Raw genomic sequence first — 18,908 nt, forward strand, 5'->3', positions numbered from 1 at the left:
TAATTAAATTATGTTTGATGCATATTCACATTAAAATGATAAGTATGAGAACCTGTGCTATACTGGCGATGTTATGTTTTTCTTCCTTAATTGTAGTTGGTCAAAAATTGGAACTAGAAAAAGTATCCCCTTTTACTGCTGTAAAATGGAAGGAAGGGCAACCCATTGTAAGATTTGAGAATGAATGGTATTATTTTGAAAAATTAGAACATTTCAGCAAAAAGGATATTTTAGATTTTTGTAAAACGGAGTACGACGACAATTGGAAAAAACGTTTTTCCGAAGACCTTGTGGAAGTATTGAAACGGTTAGGATATCATCCTCATATAAATGTGAGTTTACAACTTTCTAAAAATGGTGTCTCACAAACAAGTACAGGAACATTTACTTTTGAAAACAGACAGCTTTCGCTCCGTTACAATAAAGCCATAATAGCCTCTAAATTTCCTAAAAAACTCTCAACCACAGAAGCTTTATTGGATTTAAATCAATTTGAAGAAATCTTAAAAAACAGGTCCTCTTATGCTCAACTTTCAAGGTTTGATTATAAATCAGCTATAGCAGAATTGAGGAATACGATTGTAAGTAAAGAAAATGACCTAGATCTAAATGAGTTTGCAAATGAATTAAGCAAAATTATGTCAGAAATTGGGGATAGGCACTCCTCCGTAAAAAATGAGGCTTTCAATTTGTTAACGAACAAAGCCTATAATTTAAAGCTCCCTTTTGGAATCACTACCATCAACAGAAAAATAGTGGCAACAACACAAGATTTAAAAGATGAGAATTATACCTTTTTATATGATTCCCACCCCAATATTAAAAGCATTAATGGAATAGCTATAAAAACCCTCCTGAGCGACTATAATTATAACGACAAAAAGGCTCCACCCCAAGCAAAAATTTCGCAAGGCAGTAATGCAGTACAAAACTATGGAGCATTATTATTCAAAAATAATAATTCATGTCCCGATAGTGTGCAGGTGGTTTTTAGTGATGGCAAAAATGAAAAATCAGAAACATTTCAATTAACTACAGATAAAAAAGGATATTATTCCACATTGCTCCGGGAACATTTTCTTCTCATAAAGAAAACTGAAAAGGGTAACTTTGAGAATCTGAGCACGACACTAGAAAGTAATATAGGATATATCAGTATTCCCAAAATGTTCGCTTATGAAGAGGTCGAAGGTCTCGAAAATTATATTGAGAATACGTTGAGAAATTTTTCCAATACCAAAGCATTAATAATTGACATTAGAAATAATTCTGGTGGCACAAGAGAAATTCTTCAAACATTTGCAGGTTATATTGTTCAACCTGAACAATCACCTTGGGTTGCCAATGTCGCTTATTTGAGAACGGATGAGGATATTCTTGGTGATGAGGAATCAATGAGCGGACGTTATTTATTTAATTATAATTCTGAGAGATTAACTGACATCGACAAAAAAGCAATAAATCTCTTCCGTAACAACTTCAGGCTTCAACAAGCATTTGATGTGTCCAAATTTAGCAATCCCTATTATATGGTTTTAAACCACGGAAAAAAACCATACCCACATCCAGTATATATCTTAGTAAATGAACGTAGTTTCAGTGCAGCATCGGTCTTTACAAGCGCATTTAAAAATTTACCAAACGTGAAGATTGTAGGACAAACAACAGATGGCTCCAGTGGGAATTCCAAAAAATTTCACCTAAACAATTCAAATATTCGAGTGAAAATATCCACTATGCTATCATTTCAAAGAAATGGAAAAACCTTGGATGGAAATGGGACAATTCCAGATATAGCTATTCAGGCTGACGAAAAACAAGTATTGAATGGCATTGACAATCAACTAATTAAATTAGTTGAAATAATTAATAAAAGTTAGTTTTCAAGTGGACTGGTAAATTAGGTATATATAAATACCTTGACTAACAATTTTCTAGAATTATTTAAAAAATCCAGTTTGAGCTACCGGACAAACTTTTAGATTTATTGTTTTCCGAACGTTCTTGACATTCTCGCTTTCGTAGTGATCCATTCTAAATTTCAGTTTTAAATGCTGGTTCCATTAAGAGTTGTTCCTTATTGGAAATACCTATTTGTTTGGCAACCGATTTCCAATCTTTGACCACATTAATGATTTCTTCAATAATGGCGTCCATTTCGTTTTCGCTTAAGCGGAAAAACTCCCCTACACTTTTTGCAAGTTTAAAATCAAGCGCATTATCATCTGTATCTATATTGAGAGCCAATCCGACTTTTTCAATTGAAGGGTTTAAATCGTACGCTGGGGAAAGTTCCCAACCTTTTTCATTAATAATAAAACCGTGGTTCCGCAGATGGTCGTCAGTATTTGATACTGTAATATTAAAAACTATTCTTCGCCACAATTGATGCAAATTTTCTTCTACATTGGTTCCGTAATTCTCAATCACATCAACAATATCCAAATAGCTCGGCGATAAAGACTTTAATGTTTCTTCCGTGTTTCCAGTCATTGTCATTGCAGATGCAAAATGGATGCGACCACCATTTTCGCGGTCAAATCTTTTAGTAAGAAAAGTGTGATATTGTCCAGCTATCATTTCAATTTTTGATTCTGCCATTTCGATACCACAGCTAATCGCAAGTTTATAAGTCAGAAATTCCCAAGCAGCTTTATCTATCGTATCTGTTTTTGAGGGAAATTTTGCAATCCATAGGTTTTCATCATTATCCAAAATATTCGCTTTTGGACGTGCGCCACCCAAAGAAGAGCCTGGTGCAATAAGTACAGCTATCCATTGGCGTATGGCATCGTTTTGCGTATCACTTTCCAATTGGTTAACCGCTTCCTGTAAATCGCCAAGGGATGACCAAGGTGGTGTTGGGCTTTGGTCATCATTATCTAAAAATGAGCCATCTGGATCGGTCTTAAAGCGTAATGCACCCATTCGACTCTCGTCGTATACACCAAGAAGATAATCCATTTCATAAAGCGTTTTTGCCTTCTCGTTTCTAGCTCTGGCATCCTGTGCCTCACGACGTTTCATCAAGGTCTTACCCCAAGTATCTGGCATACTGTCCAAGAATATCCCGAAGTTTTCTTTGTCGGCTGGAAATTGAGGCCCTGAATAAAATGAAATATCTGGATCAAGCAATTGGTACAAACCCTTTTCTAGCCATTCCTTGTTATATTCAAAACTGAATGCTTTTTTCGCTTTCGCAAAATGAGCAGATAGGACACCTATTTCCAAAGGACCATCTAATCCTATCCAATCGGCATATACGTAAATATCAAATTTTCCCTGAGCCATAACCTATAGTAAATCTAAATCTTGTAGTTTACGACCGAATTCATCATCCAATGCTATTTTTGAAAAATCACTCTCAAGATTTAACACCTTAAGGATATTAAAATAGATACCTATTGCGACAGTTGGATCGCCTTTCTCTACACGATGCAAAGTAGCACGATGTATACCTGCGCGTTCTGCAACCTGCTCAGCAGTCAATTTTCTACGTTTTCGCGCAAGCTTGATATTTTCGCCTATTCCATCAAATATCTTCTGATATTTGGGAAGAAGTATTGCTTTTTTAGAATTCATTATGTCGCTCATTAACGACAAATATACGTTTTTTGTTATAAATAAGCGACGTTTACTACGAATTACAATAAAAAGAAGAGCCAGCACGAATGCTGACCCTTCCTTCAAACAACAAAAGCTTATCGTTCAATTCCTGAATTTGCTTTTCAAGACTTTCTATTCGCTCTTTCAAACGTGTTTCACGCTTCTTTCTCTTTTCTTCATATTCTTCTTCAATCTTGGCAATTTTGGTCTTATAATATCCTTGCATTGCATTATAGAATGAAATGTTCGTCAAGTTATTTACGTGATTGTTATCGCCAAAATGCACTTGCTTTGTGAGGATATACCGTATCAGCTTATGAAAGATTTCTTTTTTGAATTTCTTTTTGAAATTCTCGACAATTTTCACATCGGTCATCTTGGATGTATTGCCCAATAATTTTGAAAAAAATCTTTGTCTTCCAACATAGTCCACATTGTTCTCATATAGCGTCAACGAAAATGCCACCATTTCATCTACCGAAAGTGCTTTTTTGGTATCAATGTATTTCGTTTCTCTAATCATCTGGACAACTTCTTCAAACTGCTTATTGTTCTCAATCTGCACCTTACGGATTTCCCTTTCTTTGATTTTAACGATTTGTTCTTTAGGGGAACAATCAGCCATTTTTCTTTCTGCCAATGGTGCTGAATATGTTAAGTTTTCAGATTTGTTCTTCTCAACAATCTTCAAAAAGATTTCTTTGTGCCTGTACGTTTCGGGATGAAACTTTATACCTATTACGAAACCATTTTCGTGAGCTGAAAAGTATGTTTCCAATGTTTCTTCATAATCCTGAATTGCTGCTTGTAACTTTTTTTCAAGCTCGTCATCAGAAAGGTCATAATGTTGATATTCTATTTTTAATTGCTTCATTTGTTGGCTCTTTCGGCTTTTCAACTATTTCAACATCATCCAGAAGATAGACTTTCAAGCCACTTTTTTTCCAATTGTGATATAACCAGTTGATTGCTTCCGTCATCTGCCCAGTACTGTCGTATTTCAGGAATCAACAGAATATTCTCTTTCTTTGATTTCTCAATCAGGTTCAAGAATAATTTGCTTTTCTTCGTCTCGTAACAAGCTGATTTTGTACAGACTATTTTACTATCCCCAAACAGATTGCCTTAATTTGCCGCATTAAATGGACATTCAATGCAAGCCCCAGATTTTGCAACCAATTTTCTATCAGCTACATCAAAAGGTGCTTTCTCTAAATCATAGGTCTGGTCTTTAATCATTCTATTTATCTGATGGGCATTGAAATTCTCGCCCATTGTTTCCAACATCATCTGTTGTTCCTCTGGTTCGAATAACGCTACACCTATACCTAACGAAATGGTCATTTCGCCATTGCGGACAAACTCTTTAAAACCTTCAATTAATCCAGCCAACTTTAAACGTTGTCTTATGAAGTTGCCCGTTCTGCCCAAGCGCTTTGCAATATCAGTAGGTGCATACTTTTCGCTTAGGTATGCAATAGCCTCTGCTTCTTCGGTAGGCTCAACATCCTGTCTTTGTAGATTTTCGATGATTTGTACTTCCAGAATATCATTATTTTTGTATTCCCTAACGATGCACGGAATTGTCTTCTTGTTAGCTAACTTACTTGCTCGATAACGACATTCGCGCATTACGATGATGAACTCTTTTCCAGATTTGCATACAGTTATTGGCATGTAATACACCGTATTTTTCAATACTTTCGGACAGTTGTTTTAAATGGCTATCATCAAAGGTCTTCCTTGGTTGCATCGAATCAGGAATAATCTTCCCAATAGGTAGATTCTGAATTTTAAGCTCTATGGCTTGCTGTCTCAATTTTTCTTTGACTTCTTTTTTAGCGGATGCATTCTTCTTTCCGCTCTTTCTTGTGGTACTTGCTTTTGTTGTCATAATACTCAATTTTTAGATTAAACAATATTTGAGCAGGAACCAAACGGAAGATAAAATCTTGGCTCAAAAGGAAACGGAATAAATAAGTAAGGGAAAGAGCGATGGCTTTATGCCGTAGTCTTTTGATGGAAGTATTTTACGAGTTTAATTTGCGGTTATATTGTATGATAATAAACCCCACTAACGAAAATAGTAGATTGTGGATAGATAAATATTATTATTCTAACAGATAATTAATTAGGATTATAGTCAAATTAGCTCATTTTACATCAACCGTAATTATATTTTGAAAAAGAAGTAATTCTGTACTACATTGAAATAAAAAAGGGTCTCAATTTCTTGAAACCCTTGTCTTTCCTAGTAGCGGGAACTGGATTTAAATTAAGGTTATTTGCTGTTTTATCTAAAGTTAATCTTTTCATTTTCAACGGTTAATAATATTACTTACACACTGTTTTGACACAAACACGACACGCGACAAAACTTAGTTTTTATCCATTTTAAGCGAGTTACGACCGCATGGAGTAAACAAATACTTCCAAATTCTTTTATTGCGGTAGCAATAATGAAAAATCTAAACCCGTAGGATTTTCCTAATCATTATCCCTTAAAAATTAATAAAGCGAGATTTCCCCAAATCCCCAAACCCCCATTTATAGTAATTATCGAAAAAATGTAATTATATAACAAAGCACGTAAATTTTCGGTTTGTTGGGAAACTAAGCGTTACGCTCGTATAGGCGAAAAACACCCAAAATCCCATTTATATATTTATTTATTAAAATATTTTAATGCTATTTCTTAGAAAAATTTATAATTCTGTAATTAGAGATGTAAGGAACTTAAAAACAAGTCTTTAATCTCTTACAAAAATGTTACAAAATTACAAAAGTTAAGTTTAGCATTAAAAAAAACAGGGATTTAGCCCTGTTATAAATTTTTAAAAAAAATTTTAAAATGAGCATTTACTCTCTTGGTTTCCAGAAGAATATCATATATAACCACCCAATTACACCAATAATCATAGAAAATATTCCGACCCAAGTAAGCCAAGAAGAGTAGTTCTCATATTCTTTAAGCTCAGAATTTTTAACCCTTAGTTTATTTTTTAGATATTTCAATTTAATCATTTCAGTACTCGGGTCCTTCTCAATTCCATTAAGTTGTTTTGTAATTAAATCTAGTTTATCTTCATAAGTTGTAATCGATTCAGGAGTTAAGTCAGGTTCATTTTTTAAAATAGAATCATATTTAAAACTTTCAGAAATTTTTAAATTTAATGAATCCATGTATTTATTAAGAATACTGTACTCTTTTTTGAACTCAATTTGCTCTTGCTTTAAATCATATTTTACTTGGAGTGGATAAAATAGGCTAACCATAATCATAGCAAAGCCAATCGTAGTCAAATATTTAAAAATATTGTCCGACGATATGGAACTAAATGCGCTATTTGGATCAAAAAACATTAATAATTATCGTTTAAAGCTATCTAACATTTAATAAATCTTTAGATTTATTAAAACTATCTACCTTTTGTTGAAGAATTTGAAAGCTCTGTTCGCTAGGCATTATTAAATCACTTTCATCAATTTTATTTTTATGCTCTTCATTTGTACAAGATGACAGTAAAACTACCAGAGCTATTGCCTTAAGGTACTGTTTATTTCTATATAAATCTAAGAAACCGGGTGATTGAACATTTACGGCTAAATAAGAATTGGTGTCGCCTTCAATATCAAAATTAAATTCATTAATTATAAATTCAACTAATTCATCATGAGTTCTATTTAATTCATTTAAATGCTTAGTTGGTATGTCCCCATTCATTTCAACATTTAATACGTGATGTATTTTTTCGCCTTTAATAAATGTTTTATTTACAACACGATTTATTTGAATAGATAAATTTTCTAAGTTTGTAATAGTACCATGACGAGTTTTTATATCTAAAAAAGCATCATCTAGTTCTGACATTGATTTATGAGCAACCCATTTTACTCTTCGTCGCTTAACTCTTTCGCACCTATCATCGTTAGCATCTATATAAACACTTTCATCTTGAATATAACCGAAAGATAAATTTTTTGTATCTGAACTTGGTATTACTACAATATCATTTTTTCTTAAATCTGAAAACCTTTTGACCGTATTAATGATTTTTGTTATTGTCGCTTTGTCCCCAGCTCCTCCATCATTTAACCTCCTAGGGTTATCTTCGGCTTTATAAATTGCATTTTCCTTTTCAACAATACGCTGTCTTAAAGCTTGATTTTCCTGAAACATTACAGGTAAATGTCTATTGTCTAAATAATCCCATCCAATAGCAACAAAATTATTATCTCGAAAAACATCATAATTATCACCACCATCAGTACGTATAAACCAATAATTTTGATCTTCATTAATTACAGGAATATTATTGATAATTTGCTCTAATGTCATATATTTTTAATATTGTTTTAGCTAAAAGAGGGGTGATTAATACTTAAATTTTACCGTGTAAATATATAAATTATTTCCTAAGCAACTAATAACCCCTCCAAACAACTCTTAAGCGGTACTTTTCCCTTCATAATTTTTTAACCGGTCTTTATATAATTGTATTTGTTCTTCGAGAAGCTCAATATTTCTAGCTTGTAAACCGTTTATTTTTTGCAGCTCTGCGTTACGCTGTTCTAAACGCTCAACTTCTAAAGTTTTACCTAATACGTAATTTTCTTTTTCATCATGAAGTAGATTATTTTGAATAACTATTTTTCCAAACTCATAATCAATTAATTTCTCTATTGGTGTCGGTATTTTCTGGCTACCATTTATATAATTCTGACAAGTTCTTAATCCTAAACCTAATCGTAACGCTATATCTTTAGTAGGTATAGAAAGTTTTTCTAAAATTTTAACACTTGATTTCTTCTTTTCAAAATGTTCTGGATATTTTAATTTTAAAAGTTCATCAATATTACTTGGCACTTCAATTTCTCCGCTTTCATATTTGCGTATTGTGGCGTGAGATTTATTAATAATCTTACCAAATTCAACTTGCGTTAAATTTAATTTCTTCCTTAGCCTCTTGATCTGCATCAACTAATTTTTGCCATTATTTTTTGGCTTAATAGTTTTACTATTCTTTTCTACTCTCAAATTTGGAATCTGAGGTCTTGTTGGCTTTTTATCAGAATCATTATTGCTCATAATATATATAAAATTAAAAATTCGATACTAGTTAAAATTAAGCTAATAATCATAAATTGTAATTTACTATGCTATAGAATGGATTTACACTCAAATTAAAGTGGCAGAATTTTTAGAGAATCTAAGATTTAATTCTAAATACCACGTAAGCAGATACGAGCGCAACAAGCAAGGTTATTACCTAAGCACGATACATTTAGACGATCACGTTTTTAAAGCTGGCTCTAAAAGCAAAACGATACTAATAGAAAAAACTCACCAAATAGAACTCGATTATTTGTTGCTTAAAAACAAGCGCAAGCATTTTGTCTTAGCGTTACGCAAACGTTTACGCTTTAGCTTAAGATAAATTATGAATGCTCACACTACAATACGCTCGATCTAACTTAATAAAATGTAGTGATGCAAAAAAAAAGAACTTAAAAATTTACCTTATTCTGTTTCAAAAAGTGAAATAAACGCTATGTACCAGGGGTATATTTCTTTAGAAAAGTGTAGAAGAATTTATAAAGAAATAATACAAAACCCTAGAGACCGTATTTTAAGCAATAGTGAATGGTGCGAGTTTGTGGCCAGTGTAAACGTGCCACCGGGTTATAATAACACTTTCGTGGAAGACAATACGTGGGTAGATCGTTTAAATATAAAAAGTCGACTAGAAAAATAACGCTCCTAGCGTTACGTTAATTTACGCTAGCGATTTTGGCTAAGTACTTTAAAACAACTATTTTTAATAAAAAATTTACTTAAGCGCATCAATACCAAAAGGCTGATAATCCGTTCTAAAAACGTGTTGTCAATCCTAAGGGTAAACTTGATATTTACCGTTTTCGATTATGATTACTGTAAATGACAACAACAATTATGGGATCACCAGAAGTGATTTATACGTAAGTAAAAATTTTAAAAACCTTAGATGAGTTTTTTAATTTTGCAGAACCTAGCGACTATCCACAAGCAAAAATGATTTTTTTAGCTCTTACCTAGAGGAAGAGATCAGAATTTTATACAGTCCCGCCAGTAGTGATAAGGTTAACCTCTTTAATATGCAAAACTTATTAATTGCTAAGCCTTTAGAGATATATAAAAAATTTAGAACATTAAAAAAACTAACTTCTATAATATAAAGCGTCACGCTATTTGCGTGACGCTTTATTGGTAAATATATAGTTTATCTACGTTGTAAAATTAAATCTGCAAGTTGTTAAGTGATTAACATTTCAAAATTATCGTTTTAAACAAGACTAAGTTACTTCATAGATGCATTGCTATAAGAGCCTTTTTATTCTAAAATTTTATAGGACCCAATTTTACCACTATTATTTACTTCAATTCTTACAACTGCCTTATCCTTATAGTGTAAAGTAGCATTAGTTAAATCTTTTTCTACTTCTGCAAAAATCATTATTTTCTTTGGCCTACGAAGTTTTATTATAACACCTTCTAGCAAATGAACTGTAAGGCCTTTTTTATGAATAAGAAAGTATTTATCAGTTTCAGATTTTAATTTCATGTCATCTAAATCCAAACCACTATTTTTCTTAGATTTTGGAATTAATAAAACTTCAAGTCCAACGTATTTTTTCTTTGGTAAAGTAAAAGCTGTTCCAACTGAATTTTTGCTAAAAGCTTCGATTATTTCCATTTCAAACTCTCCTAAATCAATCTTTTGTGCTAGACTTAAATTTGAAATCATTACTAAAACACTAAAAACAATTAAAGATTTTTTAAACATATTGTTTAAATTTATAGGGTTATTTTCCTAGTTAGGTAGGTGAAAATTTTCTATCCAATGAAATTTGAAGCCATAGGATTTTGAATGTTTAGGAAATTCTACAGTGGTTTTTTTTAATTCATTCATATTGTAGCCAACGGATGGCAATATGCGTAGGCCGGGATTATCAAGTTTCATCTTAAAAATCTGCTCTAACTTTCGTTAAATTCATAATTTTTTAATTATTCTCATACCCTGCTTACGTATATTATAAGTTATACACTGGTATTACTAATTTTCAAATATTTCTTTTGACAGAATTTCGTACATTGATTCAACAGAACTTTCAACAACTGAAGTCACTTGAGAAGGCTGATTTGTAGCGTTCTTTGATACAGAAGTTCCCGCATCACTATTTAAAACTTCATTATTGTTGTTTTTCAATATAGCCTTAAAATCTATTTGGGAATTTATCGCAACAACACCATAGGATCCGCTAATAGCTGCTGGAACGAATTCAAGATCTGCCCTGGTTAATTCAAGTATTAAATCAGCATTTTCTTTATTTTCAACAATTGTGTAATAGTCTTTAAATCCGTTTTCAAATCCTTTTTTTAACGAAGAATGCCACTCAGTTACATTTATTGGCCTTACACCATTCTTTTCAGGAATTTCAAATTCATTCGAAATACCATCATCAATTAATAAGATAATTTTTTGTTTTGATTCTATTAAATCCAAATTAGGATTAGGGTTCATCAAATTTACTTGAAGCGGACCACATCCTTGAAGGATTAAAGCTAAAATTGCAATTAAAACTGTACTTTTTTTCATTTAAATTATTTTTTATATGTGTATAATAAGTATTAATAATTCAAATATATGTTTTTACAATATATATTACTAGACATCATTAATAATTCATAAATAAATGTTAATTAGCGTTACGCTATAGATATAATATATATAACCATTACCCTTAAAGACGTAATTAGACGATGCATTCAAGATTCTAATGTAAAACCCTAACAGTTTGGCGGCACGATTGCAAAAAAGCCAAAACCAAAATTTTGAATATTATAAAATAGATAACCCAGAGGTAGCCAAGTTTTTAGGTTAAGTAGAAATTAAGACAAAACAAAGTATTGGTATTAGTGTAACCGCACCGCAAGGTGCAGGGAAAACACGTTTTTGCTTTCAGTTGGTAGATGCCTTTGCCAACAATTACAAAGTAGGTATTGCCAGTACGCAAGAACACCCTGCAAGTAGTTTGTTTTTAATTAAAGTGCCTGAATATATCTTTTACAAGAATATACCCAATTAGAAACTCCAGAAATAAGCACCATGTAAGGATCTACATAATCTTATTATGGCCAACGATGTAATTAGGATAGATAGTTTTGAAAAGCTACGAGAGCTTCACAAAACCGTACAAGTAGATAAAGACCTACGTAAAAAATAAGATGGCAAACTGTTTATTATCATCTTCCAGTTAACGAGTGATGGAAAAATGCGTGGCGGCTCCAAATCTCAATTTGATGTAAATATTGTACTCTTAACCGAAAAGTTTGACGATTACAAACAAAACTATATTTATACTGATAAAAACCGCTATAACCATATACAGGCAAGCCATTTAAAATACAATATTTACGAGCGTATAATGCTACCTATAGATGGGAAACTAATAACGCTTACGCGGAAGAAAATACAGGAAGATTTGTGGTTACGAGTTTGAATTAGATATGAAATAATTTATTGAAAAATGTATTATGTCTTGCTTGAGCGATATCTAAGAGTTTTCTAAATGTCATTACTTCAATATGTAGATTTAACTCTGGTTGAATCTTAAAATAAGTGCCAAACGGTGTTTTTTTCCAGCCTTTACCTTTATTATATTCTTCAAGTTGTTTAGGGATTACGTCAAGAATAATATAACCAAACTTAGGTGTATTTTTAGTAATAACTACTTGGTTTCCTTTGTAGTTTTTCTTATCTGGGCGATAAAGAAATTGATCGAAATAAGGTTCTATTAAGTCTGAGTACTCCCAAAAATAATCCCCTTTATTTTTCTGATGAGCTACTTCTCCAGGTCTTTTAAATTCAAAAATAACCATTGAATTGACTTCTCCAGAATTTCGATTACCAAAACTTATAGGATTGTTAAACATATTTGGGTCATCATCTATATCAAAAGTCTCTGTTAAAAGAAGATCTGGTTCTTTTCTACTATTTTTTTGTGAAATTGAAGTAATAGATTTATCCGAAGCAATAAATTTATAATTAATGAACCTTTCATCTAATAACCATAAATTATGATTCTCATAAGATATTTGATTATTAGTTAAACCCATAGGAAATATAATATTATGAATATCTTCCTCTAATTTATAATTGCCACTTTCGTCAGCATCAAGAAATTTTTCAAATAACTGTATTATAGCTCTTCTTCTAGTCATATAATCTGCAAGACTATCTATATCATATGCAGTTTTTTCCTTTATGTCATCTTTAATTTGTTCAATAGCTTCTTCACTAATTTGTTTTTCAGATATAAATTTTTCTATATGTTTTTCAACTTTCTTTCTTGCAGTATAGGATACTTTGTACAAATGTTCCTCCAATTTATCCTCAGATAGATTTGGTGGGATAGAATTGATCAAATTTTCATTCTTTAAAAGACTTCTGTATCTCGGTGCTTTTGTAATAATATAATTTTGAATTTCTTTTTTACTTTTATCTCTAGAATCTTTTACAAATTCTTTATATTCATCTTCCAAAACCTTTGTTAGTTCATTTTCTATATCTTGAAAACTAATAGTATTGGAGTTGTTGAAAAGTAAATTTTCATTTTCTTTTGTAATATTGAAACCATTTCGAGAAGTAAATACTTTATTGTTGAGATATTCAGAAACCATATAAACATCTAAATAATATAATTTCCCATTATTAGAAACAGGGTAGTTAAATAGACTATTAAAGTTCTTAATATTTTTAGGGTTACCTACAACTCTTGAATTAGCACAATAATAAACGTAATTATTTCTTCTATTTCCTTCTTTTAAAGTTTTAGTTATAAAAATTTTAAATTCTTCACCTTTAACTGAAAAAGTTCTTTCTTTCTCCTTTGAAACTCTATTAAATAAATCATTTATAACTTCAACATCATCATTATCCTCATCGAATACTTCAATTCTAGGTAGTGTATCACTCAAATAATAGATTAAACAATGTTGCATTATTTTTTCAGCTACCTCATATGCCGAAATTGCAGTTTCTTCCCTTAAATAATCTATTTTACAATGGTTTAGTTCAACTGAAGTTTTATATACATTTAATTTAGACTTTTGCACATCGTGCGCTCCAATTTCATTTTCTACGGTAAATTTAAAATCCCTCGATGACCATTCACCATCTTCAGTTTTATAATTACTTTTAATATGTAAATTTTTGTATGCTGCCAATACGGTAAATCTACCAATACCTTTGCAACCATAATCTTTATTGATCTTTGAGAACGGCGTCTCAAAAGACTTAAAATTACTTTCATTAAATCCATTACCATTGTCAGTTATAATAAATGAATCGATAGTCCTTATGTTATTAAATTCAGATTGGATAGGATAGGAACCTCTTTTAATTTTAATTTGAATTTTCTTGTCTTTTTTATCTAAAGAAGATTTCTGTAAGCTAATTATAGAATTAACTACACATTCTAGCATTGGTAAAAACGCATCATCCTTAGTTAAATCAATTGTCTCAACAAAATTACTTACAGGTAAAATCATAAAATTTAAATTTTATTTTTTCGAAATATAGTCTTTTTTTGTTGTAAAACCATTTCAATTTTAGACAGCAATATTTCATAAAATACTCTGTGCTGTATGAGAAAGTGATTGGTAATATTATTCAATTTGCTTATATCAATATAAATAAATGTTTTCCAATCAAAACTATTCGGATTTTTAACCATATTAATAGGTTTAATTTTAAAAATATCAGTGAAATAATTTATATTCTCGATTAATAATGGGATATATATATCATCTACATAATTTATAATTTCATTAATCCTTTTCTCATCAATCAAAAAATTTTTAAACTTATTATAATCATCTACTCCACTTGGTTTTAAATTAATCAACTCACAAAAACAATCTTCAAATTTTGCATATTTATTATTTTTATATAAATACACTTGTTGTATTATACAACCATATAAAAGATTTATTAAATAATATTTTGGCTTTTGTATCTCTTCTGTGTAAAGATAACCTTTGGGTTCTTTAGGTTTTGTAACCCCAATATAAAAAGCTTCATAATCAATTAATTCTTCTTTTAAATAAATATGATTTACTTCAATTCCATCTTCTTGTAATCTATATGCGATAGAGTGTCCTAATTCATGATAAAAAGTAGTATTGAAGTTGATTTCATTTACGTCCATCTTGATAAATTTCCCCTAAATATAACCCTTCCCTATAAAACTTTCTTAAAAAATTGCACCAATGATATACAAATGTTTATTTGAAATGCGACAAATAGTTATCTGAAACTTTAAATCAGAAAAAACATTTTATTAATAAGGCGGTGGGAAGTACTGGTAACGGCTTCAACTTACATCATCTTTAGATGACTGTTTGTCGCACCACCGCCCGATTTAAATATCTAGTTATGCGACAGACAGATAAAATCTTAGAAACTCAGATTTTTGAGCAACAGAAAAGAGAACTTTTAAAAACCTTAAATGAGTCTTTTGAGTTAATGCAACATCAACCAACAAAGCAAGTTTGTAATAAAACTCTACGAGATCTATAAAGAAATTCAAGTCCAAGCTTAAAATCTAAAAACCGTAACATTCATGTGTTACGGTTTTTTTATCTACTTGTATTAATAAACAATTAAGTACAGTTATTAACAGTCTAAATGTTGAAAACCTGTGAATTTATATAACCAATTAATCATTCAGTTTAGTCTCTATATAGTTTAAATTTGCTCTATATAGTAATGGAACTATCTATATTGAAATAACAAAACCGGAATTGCAGTTCCGGTTTTAGTTGATAACGTTTCCAATAAGAAATTAACAATGGAAACTTACTATATCCTAATTTTCATGTTTTACCTTTTGATTAGAGAAACAAACAGGTAAAATAAAGACCCATCTGTATAAGCAGGTGGGTTTTTTATAATTGCAAATATAATTTATTCAAATTACTTTTATAAACTTTTTGATGTTTTTATATAAAGTCCACCTTGCCATTTGATAACTATTTATTATTATAATCCCCTTAACACAATAATAAAAGAACAGTCTCATTAGCAAACTTATCAGTGTTTTATATCTACTCTTCAAGATAAGCAACTAGTAAGATTGCCTTTTAAGCTTTGGGTTGGCCAATACCTTGTTCTAGAAAAAATAGATAATTCTAATCGTATATTTCGTATCAACCAACAAAGTAGGTTTGTAGCAAAACCCTACGAGATCTATAAAAAGCACAAGCAGATGCTCAAAATCCAAAAAACCGTAACGCTCAAGTGTTACGGTTTTTAAATTTTATTTTAGGCGTATTTAAAATTTATGTCTTACAGTTCTTTCCGTTACGTTTTCGCCATACTTACTTTTGAAGGTTTCTAGCTTTTTTTCGTCTATCACACCATCCCTATTAATAACTTTTTGGTTAATCAACTCTTTAATTATCCATTTAGAAGTACGACCTAAAAATTTTGTGGTTTCTATCTTAATGTCTTGTTCGGGAAAAAATAACTCTATAAAATCGTCACCTCGGTATTCATTAGTTCCGCTAAGGTTGTAATTCCAAAAAATAACTTCATCTTTTGTTTCCGGGTTATAAAAAGATGCTTGATGTGCCATGTTTCTCCTCTCAAACTCAAAAACTTTAACATTGTCTATTAAAACGTTTCCTTTCTTAAATTTAACTTTTTGAGCAAAACCAGATAGAGATATGCTTAAGAAAAAAATAGTAATGAGTAAAAATCTAATTTTCATAATTATATGATTTTAAAATTGAGTTAAAAAAATAAACATTTTTTTTAAATTTGGTTACCTATTATGACAAGCTGGAATGCATTCTATACAACCATCAACATTGTTATATTTTTTTTAGCTTCTACGATTGCAGTATTACAACTAAAGAAGTAAACTAATTCTGAATAACTTTTTATTTTGTTAAAGTATATACAAGTTTTTTTATGCACTTCATGTTCTCCAGTTGGTTGTGCATTATCATTAACTACGTAATATTCCATAATTAATCTATTTTAGCTAGTTAATAGATAAAAATAACTTTTTTCTCAAATTATAAAGAGTATTTTTTTATCTACTTACCACAATAATGTCCGTAACAAGAAATTAAGTTAACCTAATCGTTAGTATACTTATAAAGTGAGCGTATTATTGCGTAACGCTCAAACAAAATTTACACCTACCAAACTATCCCATTTCTTTTTAAATTTCTCAATGAAAAATGCTACTTATACGTCATTACCCCAGACGGAAATTTTAAAGTTACAGAGGTAGAACCTTTTTATATTACACGCAAAAATTGGGAAATTTACATAGCTCCAGTAAAAATGTCCGTAGGCGATTTTAACCCTATTTTATACGCAAACAATGTAAAATAACCTAAAATGACAAAAAATGACAAAAAATGACAAAAATAATAGGGCAAATGACAAAAACAAAAAACACGTTTTGTCATTGGGTTAAAATGATCACATATAGACAGTTAAATGCCTTTTTGCTAAAAAATGACAAAACCGCTAAATAATTTTTGTCATTTTTCAACCTGTTGAATTTCGGCTTTTTAAGTGCCAAAAATCGCTAAAATGACAAAAAATGACAAAATTTCGATTTTCAAACCCAACTCATTTTATTTTTTCTAAAAATTAAAATCTAAATCTCTTAAAAATTCATCTGCTTTATAATTTCTTGGAGCGTAGGTTTCGGTAATTTTTATATCGTGATGCCTAGCTTGATCTCTAATTTTTATAAGCGGCACATCTAAGTAAAATAATTCGGTTATTCCGGTATCTTTTAGGGAGTAAAATTGATACTTGCTTTCAAAATTTAGAGCGTTACGCATTTTAGCCCATTCGTCTGAAACTTTTTTAGGTTCTAATTTATTTTTCCCTGTCTTAAAATTTTCATTAGAAAACAAAAAATCATCTACAAAAGAAGTGTCAATATGTTTTGCTAAAAGAATTTTTAGTTTTTTAGGTATCGTAACAATTCCGTCTTTATTGTTTTTAGAAATTTCCGCAGGAATAAATACCGTACTCTTTTTTAAATCTATATTCTTTACTTGCAGCTTGGTTAGTTCCGTTCTACGGATAAAACAAAAATAAACTAACAAACAAAGCGTTAAATACTCTTTAGATATTCTCGATTGATATTTAAAAATATCGTTTCTTAAATAGGTAGGTAATATTTCACGCTTCTTTTTCCCCACTTTTCGTTTAGAAATTTTTAAAGTTGGGTTGCTTGGTAAATATTTTCTATCTACCATAAAAACGCAAAGTTGACTATAAAAAGAAAGATAATTGTTGCTAGTCCTAGCGGTTCTTTTTTTATCATAATAAATATGATCTAAAAACTCTATAATAAAAGTACGGTCAAATTGAATGGTAAATAAATCTTCTTTACCTCTTTCTTTAAGGTAGCCCTCTATATTTTTTGCGTAGGAAGTGTAAGATCTGTAAGTATCTTTTCTTAGAAGGTTATCATTTAATTTTCTTTCAGCTTGACCTAAAAACTTCTCCAAAACATCTACGAGCTTAAAAAATTCATTATCTGCGTAGCCGTCAAAGAGCGGAGACCACCCTTTTTCTAATTTTTTATTTATTTCCGAACACATGCGCTTTGCGTAACGCATCCTTACTGTTTTATTGGAATATTTTTTTACTCGTCTCCTAAAGAGTTTCATTTTCTGTTCTCCAGGAACTTTTACACGAAAATAAATACGCCAATCATTACCGTTTAAACCGCCTATTTCGGCAGGTTCAAAATCTAAAAAAATTTCTTTGTGAGTTGCGGAATGTGAATTTTGATTTGTGGACATTTTTTTTTTAACCGATTACACCGATTAAAAAATTGTTATTACCCATATTTTACCCAGACAAACGGTATAAAAACCGCAAAACCCCTGCTACTGCAGGGGTTTTATTAAATCTAGTAGCGGGAACTGGACTCGAACCAGTGACCTTCGGGTTATGAGTTTAAGCAATCTTATATAACAGAATATTTTAAAATTTTAAAAAGTTTTGTTTCTAATCCTTTATATTTTAGTATATTGATTCTTACTTAAGTTATAAATTAATACAATAAGTTCTAAAATATATTCGAGTTAATCGTGAGTTCAGAATTACTCTAGACCTTAAAACCCTATAAAATATAGGCTGACGAGATGGTTTTCATCATCCTGCCACCCCGACAAATTATAGTATCAATCTATAACAAAAACCTGTTAATCGTATGAT

General features: G+C 30.6%; 18 protein-coding genes. 4 read left to right on the top strand and 14 right to left on the bottom strand.

Features of this window, described 5'->3' with window-relative positions; translation table 11 throughout:
- The first annotated feature begins 44 nt into the window (after positions 1 to 44).
- Positions 45 to 1,880, top strand: coding sequence for a S41 family peptidase (locus FT986_RS14995; RefSeq protein ID WP_187248652.1), 1,836 nt, complete (start codon positions 45 to 47; stop codon positions 1,878 to 1,880).
- A 154-nt stretch (positions 1,881 to 2,034) separates the two neighbouring features.
- On the opposite strand, the gene FT986_RS15000 is transcribed toward FT986_RS14995, so the two are convergent.
- The 8 genes from FT986_RS15000 to FT986_RS15025 form a co-directional block, all read right to left on the bottom strand.
- The gene (locus FT986_RS15000) at positions 2,035 to 3,291 is read right to left on the bottom strand and encodes a type II toxin-antitoxin system HipA family toxin (protein WP_147865752.1); all 1,257 of its coding nucleotides are present in this window, start codon (positions 3,289 to 3,291) and stop codon (positions 2,035 to 2,037) included.
- A 3-nt stretch (positions 3,292 to 3,294) separates the two neighbouring features.
- Positions 3,295 to 3,582 carry a helix-turn-helix domain-containing protein gene (locus FT986_RS15005; RefSeq protein WP_147865753.1) on the bottom strand — a complete coding sequence of 96 codons (288 nt, stop codon included), beginning with the start codon at positions 3,580 to 3,582 and terminating at the stop codon, positions 3,295 to 3,297.
- A gap of 55 nt (positions 3,583 to 3,637) precedes the next feature.
- Complete coding sequence (locus tag FT986_RS16240; protein ID WP_255505997.1) at positions 3,638 to 4,480, bottom strand: hypothetical protein; 843 nt, start codon at positions 4,478 to 4,480, stop codon at positions 3,638 to 3,640.
- A gap of 251 nt (positions 4,481 to 4,731) precedes the next feature.
- On the bottom strand, positions 4,732 to 5,238 hold the full coding sequence (locus FT986_RS16245) for a ParB/RepB/Spo0J family partition protein (RefSeq protein WP_255505998.1): 507 nt from the start codon (positions 5,236 to 5,238) through the stop codon (positions 4,732 to 4,734).
- Positions 5,210 to 5,500 carry a hypothetical protein gene (locus FT986_RS16250; RefSeq protein ID WP_255505999.1) on the bottom strand — a complete coding sequence of 97 codons (291 nt, stop codon included), beginning with the start codon at positions 5,498 to 5,500 and terminating at the stop codon, positions 5,210 to 5,212. Before FT986_RS16250 ends, FT986_RS16245 begins: the two co-directional genes overlap by 29 nt.
- A 965-nt stretch (positions 5,501 to 6,465) precedes the next feature.
- On the bottom strand, positions 6,466 to 6,789 hold the full coding sequence (locus tag FT986_RS15015; RefSeq protein ID WP_147865754.1) for a hypothetical protein: 324 nt from the start codon (positions 6,787 to 6,789) through the stop codon (positions 6,466 to 6,468).
- Between the two features lie 199 nt (positions 6,790 to 6,988).
- Entirely contained in the window at positions 6,989 to 7,945 is a 957-nt protein-coding gene (locus FT986_RS15020) for a hypothetical protein (protein WP_147865755.1), read from the bottom strand.
- A 108-nt stretch (positions 7,946 to 8,053) separates the two neighbouring features.
- Entirely contained in the window at positions 8,054 to 8,584 is a 531-nt protein-coding gene (locus FT986_RS15025) for a helix-turn-helix domain-containing protein (RefSeq protein WP_147865756.1), read from the bottom strand.
- 574 nt (positions 8,585 to 9,158) lie between these two features.
- Here FT986_RS15025 and FT986_RS15035 point away from each other — a divergent pair.
- Positions 9,159 to 9,362, top strand: coding sequence for a hypothetical protein (locus FT986_RS15035; protein WP_147865758.1), 204 nt, complete (start codon positions 9,159 to 9,161; stop codon positions 9,360 to 9,362).
- Between the two features lie 615 nt (positions 9,363 to 9,977).
- Here FT986_RS15035 and FT986_RS15040 read toward each other — a convergent pair.
- Positions 9,978 to 10,430 (bottom strand): hypothetical protein, encoded by a 453-nt coding sequence (locus tag FT986_RS15040; RefSeq protein WP_147865759.1) that lies wholly within the window; start codon positions 10,428 to 10,430, stop codon positions 9,978 to 9,980.
- Positions 10,431 to 10,700: 270 nt separating this feature from the next.
- Positions 10,701 to 11,243, bottom strand: a complete 543-nt coding sequence (locus FT986_RS15045) for a hypothetical protein (protein ID WP_147865760.1) — start codon at positions 11,241 to 11,243, stop codon at positions 10,701 to 10,703.
- 676 nt (positions 11,244 to 11,919) lie between these two features.
- Here FT986_RS15045 and FT986_RS15050 point away from each other — a divergent pair.
- Positions 11,920 to 12,147, top strand: coding sequence for a hypothetical protein (locus FT986_RS15050; RefSeq protein WP_147865761.1), 228 nt, complete (start codon positions 11,920 to 11,922; stop codon positions 12,145 to 12,147).
- Position 12,148: 1 nt separating this feature from the next.
- Here FT986_RS15050 and FT986_RS15055 read toward each other — a convergent pair whose 3' ends face one another.
- Positions 12,149 to 14,197: a hypothetical protein gene (locus tag FT986_RS15055; protein ID WP_147865762.1), complete on the bottom strand. Its 2,049-nt coding sequence runs from the start codon at positions 14,195 to 14,197 to the stop codon at positions 12,149 to 12,151.
- A 5-nt stretch (positions 14,198 to 14,202) separates the two neighbouring features.
- Positions 14,203 to 14,856: a hypothetical protein gene (locus FT986_RS15060; protein WP_147865763.1), complete on the bottom strand. Its 654-nt coding sequence runs from the start codon at positions 14,854 to 14,856 to the stop codon at positions 14,203 to 14,205.
- Positions 14,857 to 15,083: 227 nt separating this feature from the next.
- Between FT986_RS15060 and FT986_RS16035 the strand changes: the two genes are divergently transcribed.
- Positions 15,084 to 15,227, top strand: coding sequence for a hypothetical protein (locus tag FT986_RS16035; protein ID WP_187248653.1), 144 nt, complete (start codon positions 15,084 to 15,086; stop codon positions 15,225 to 15,227).
- 754 nt (positions 15,228 to 15,981) lie between these two features.
- Here the strand turns inward: FT986_RS16035 and FT986_RS15065 are convergent.
- A complete protein-coding gene (locus FT986_RS15065) occupies positions 15,982 to 16,419 on the bottom strand; it encodes a hypothetical protein (RefSeq protein ID WP_147865764.1) in 438 nt (145 codons plus the stop codon).
- A gap of 892 nt (positions 16,420 to 17,311) precedes the next feature.
- Positions 17,312 to 18,490, bottom strand: coding sequence for a site-specific integrase (locus tag FT986_RS15075; protein ID WP_147865765.1), 1,179 nt, complete (start codon positions 18,488 to 18,490; stop codon positions 17,312 to 17,314).
- Between the last annotated feature and the right edge of the window lie 418 nt (positions 18,491 to 18,908).

The sequence above is a fragment of the Mesonia sp. K4-1 genome, assembly GCF_008017825.1.
Lineage (GTDB): Bacteria > Bacteroidota > Bacteroidia > Flavobacteriales > Flavobacteriaceae > Mesonia.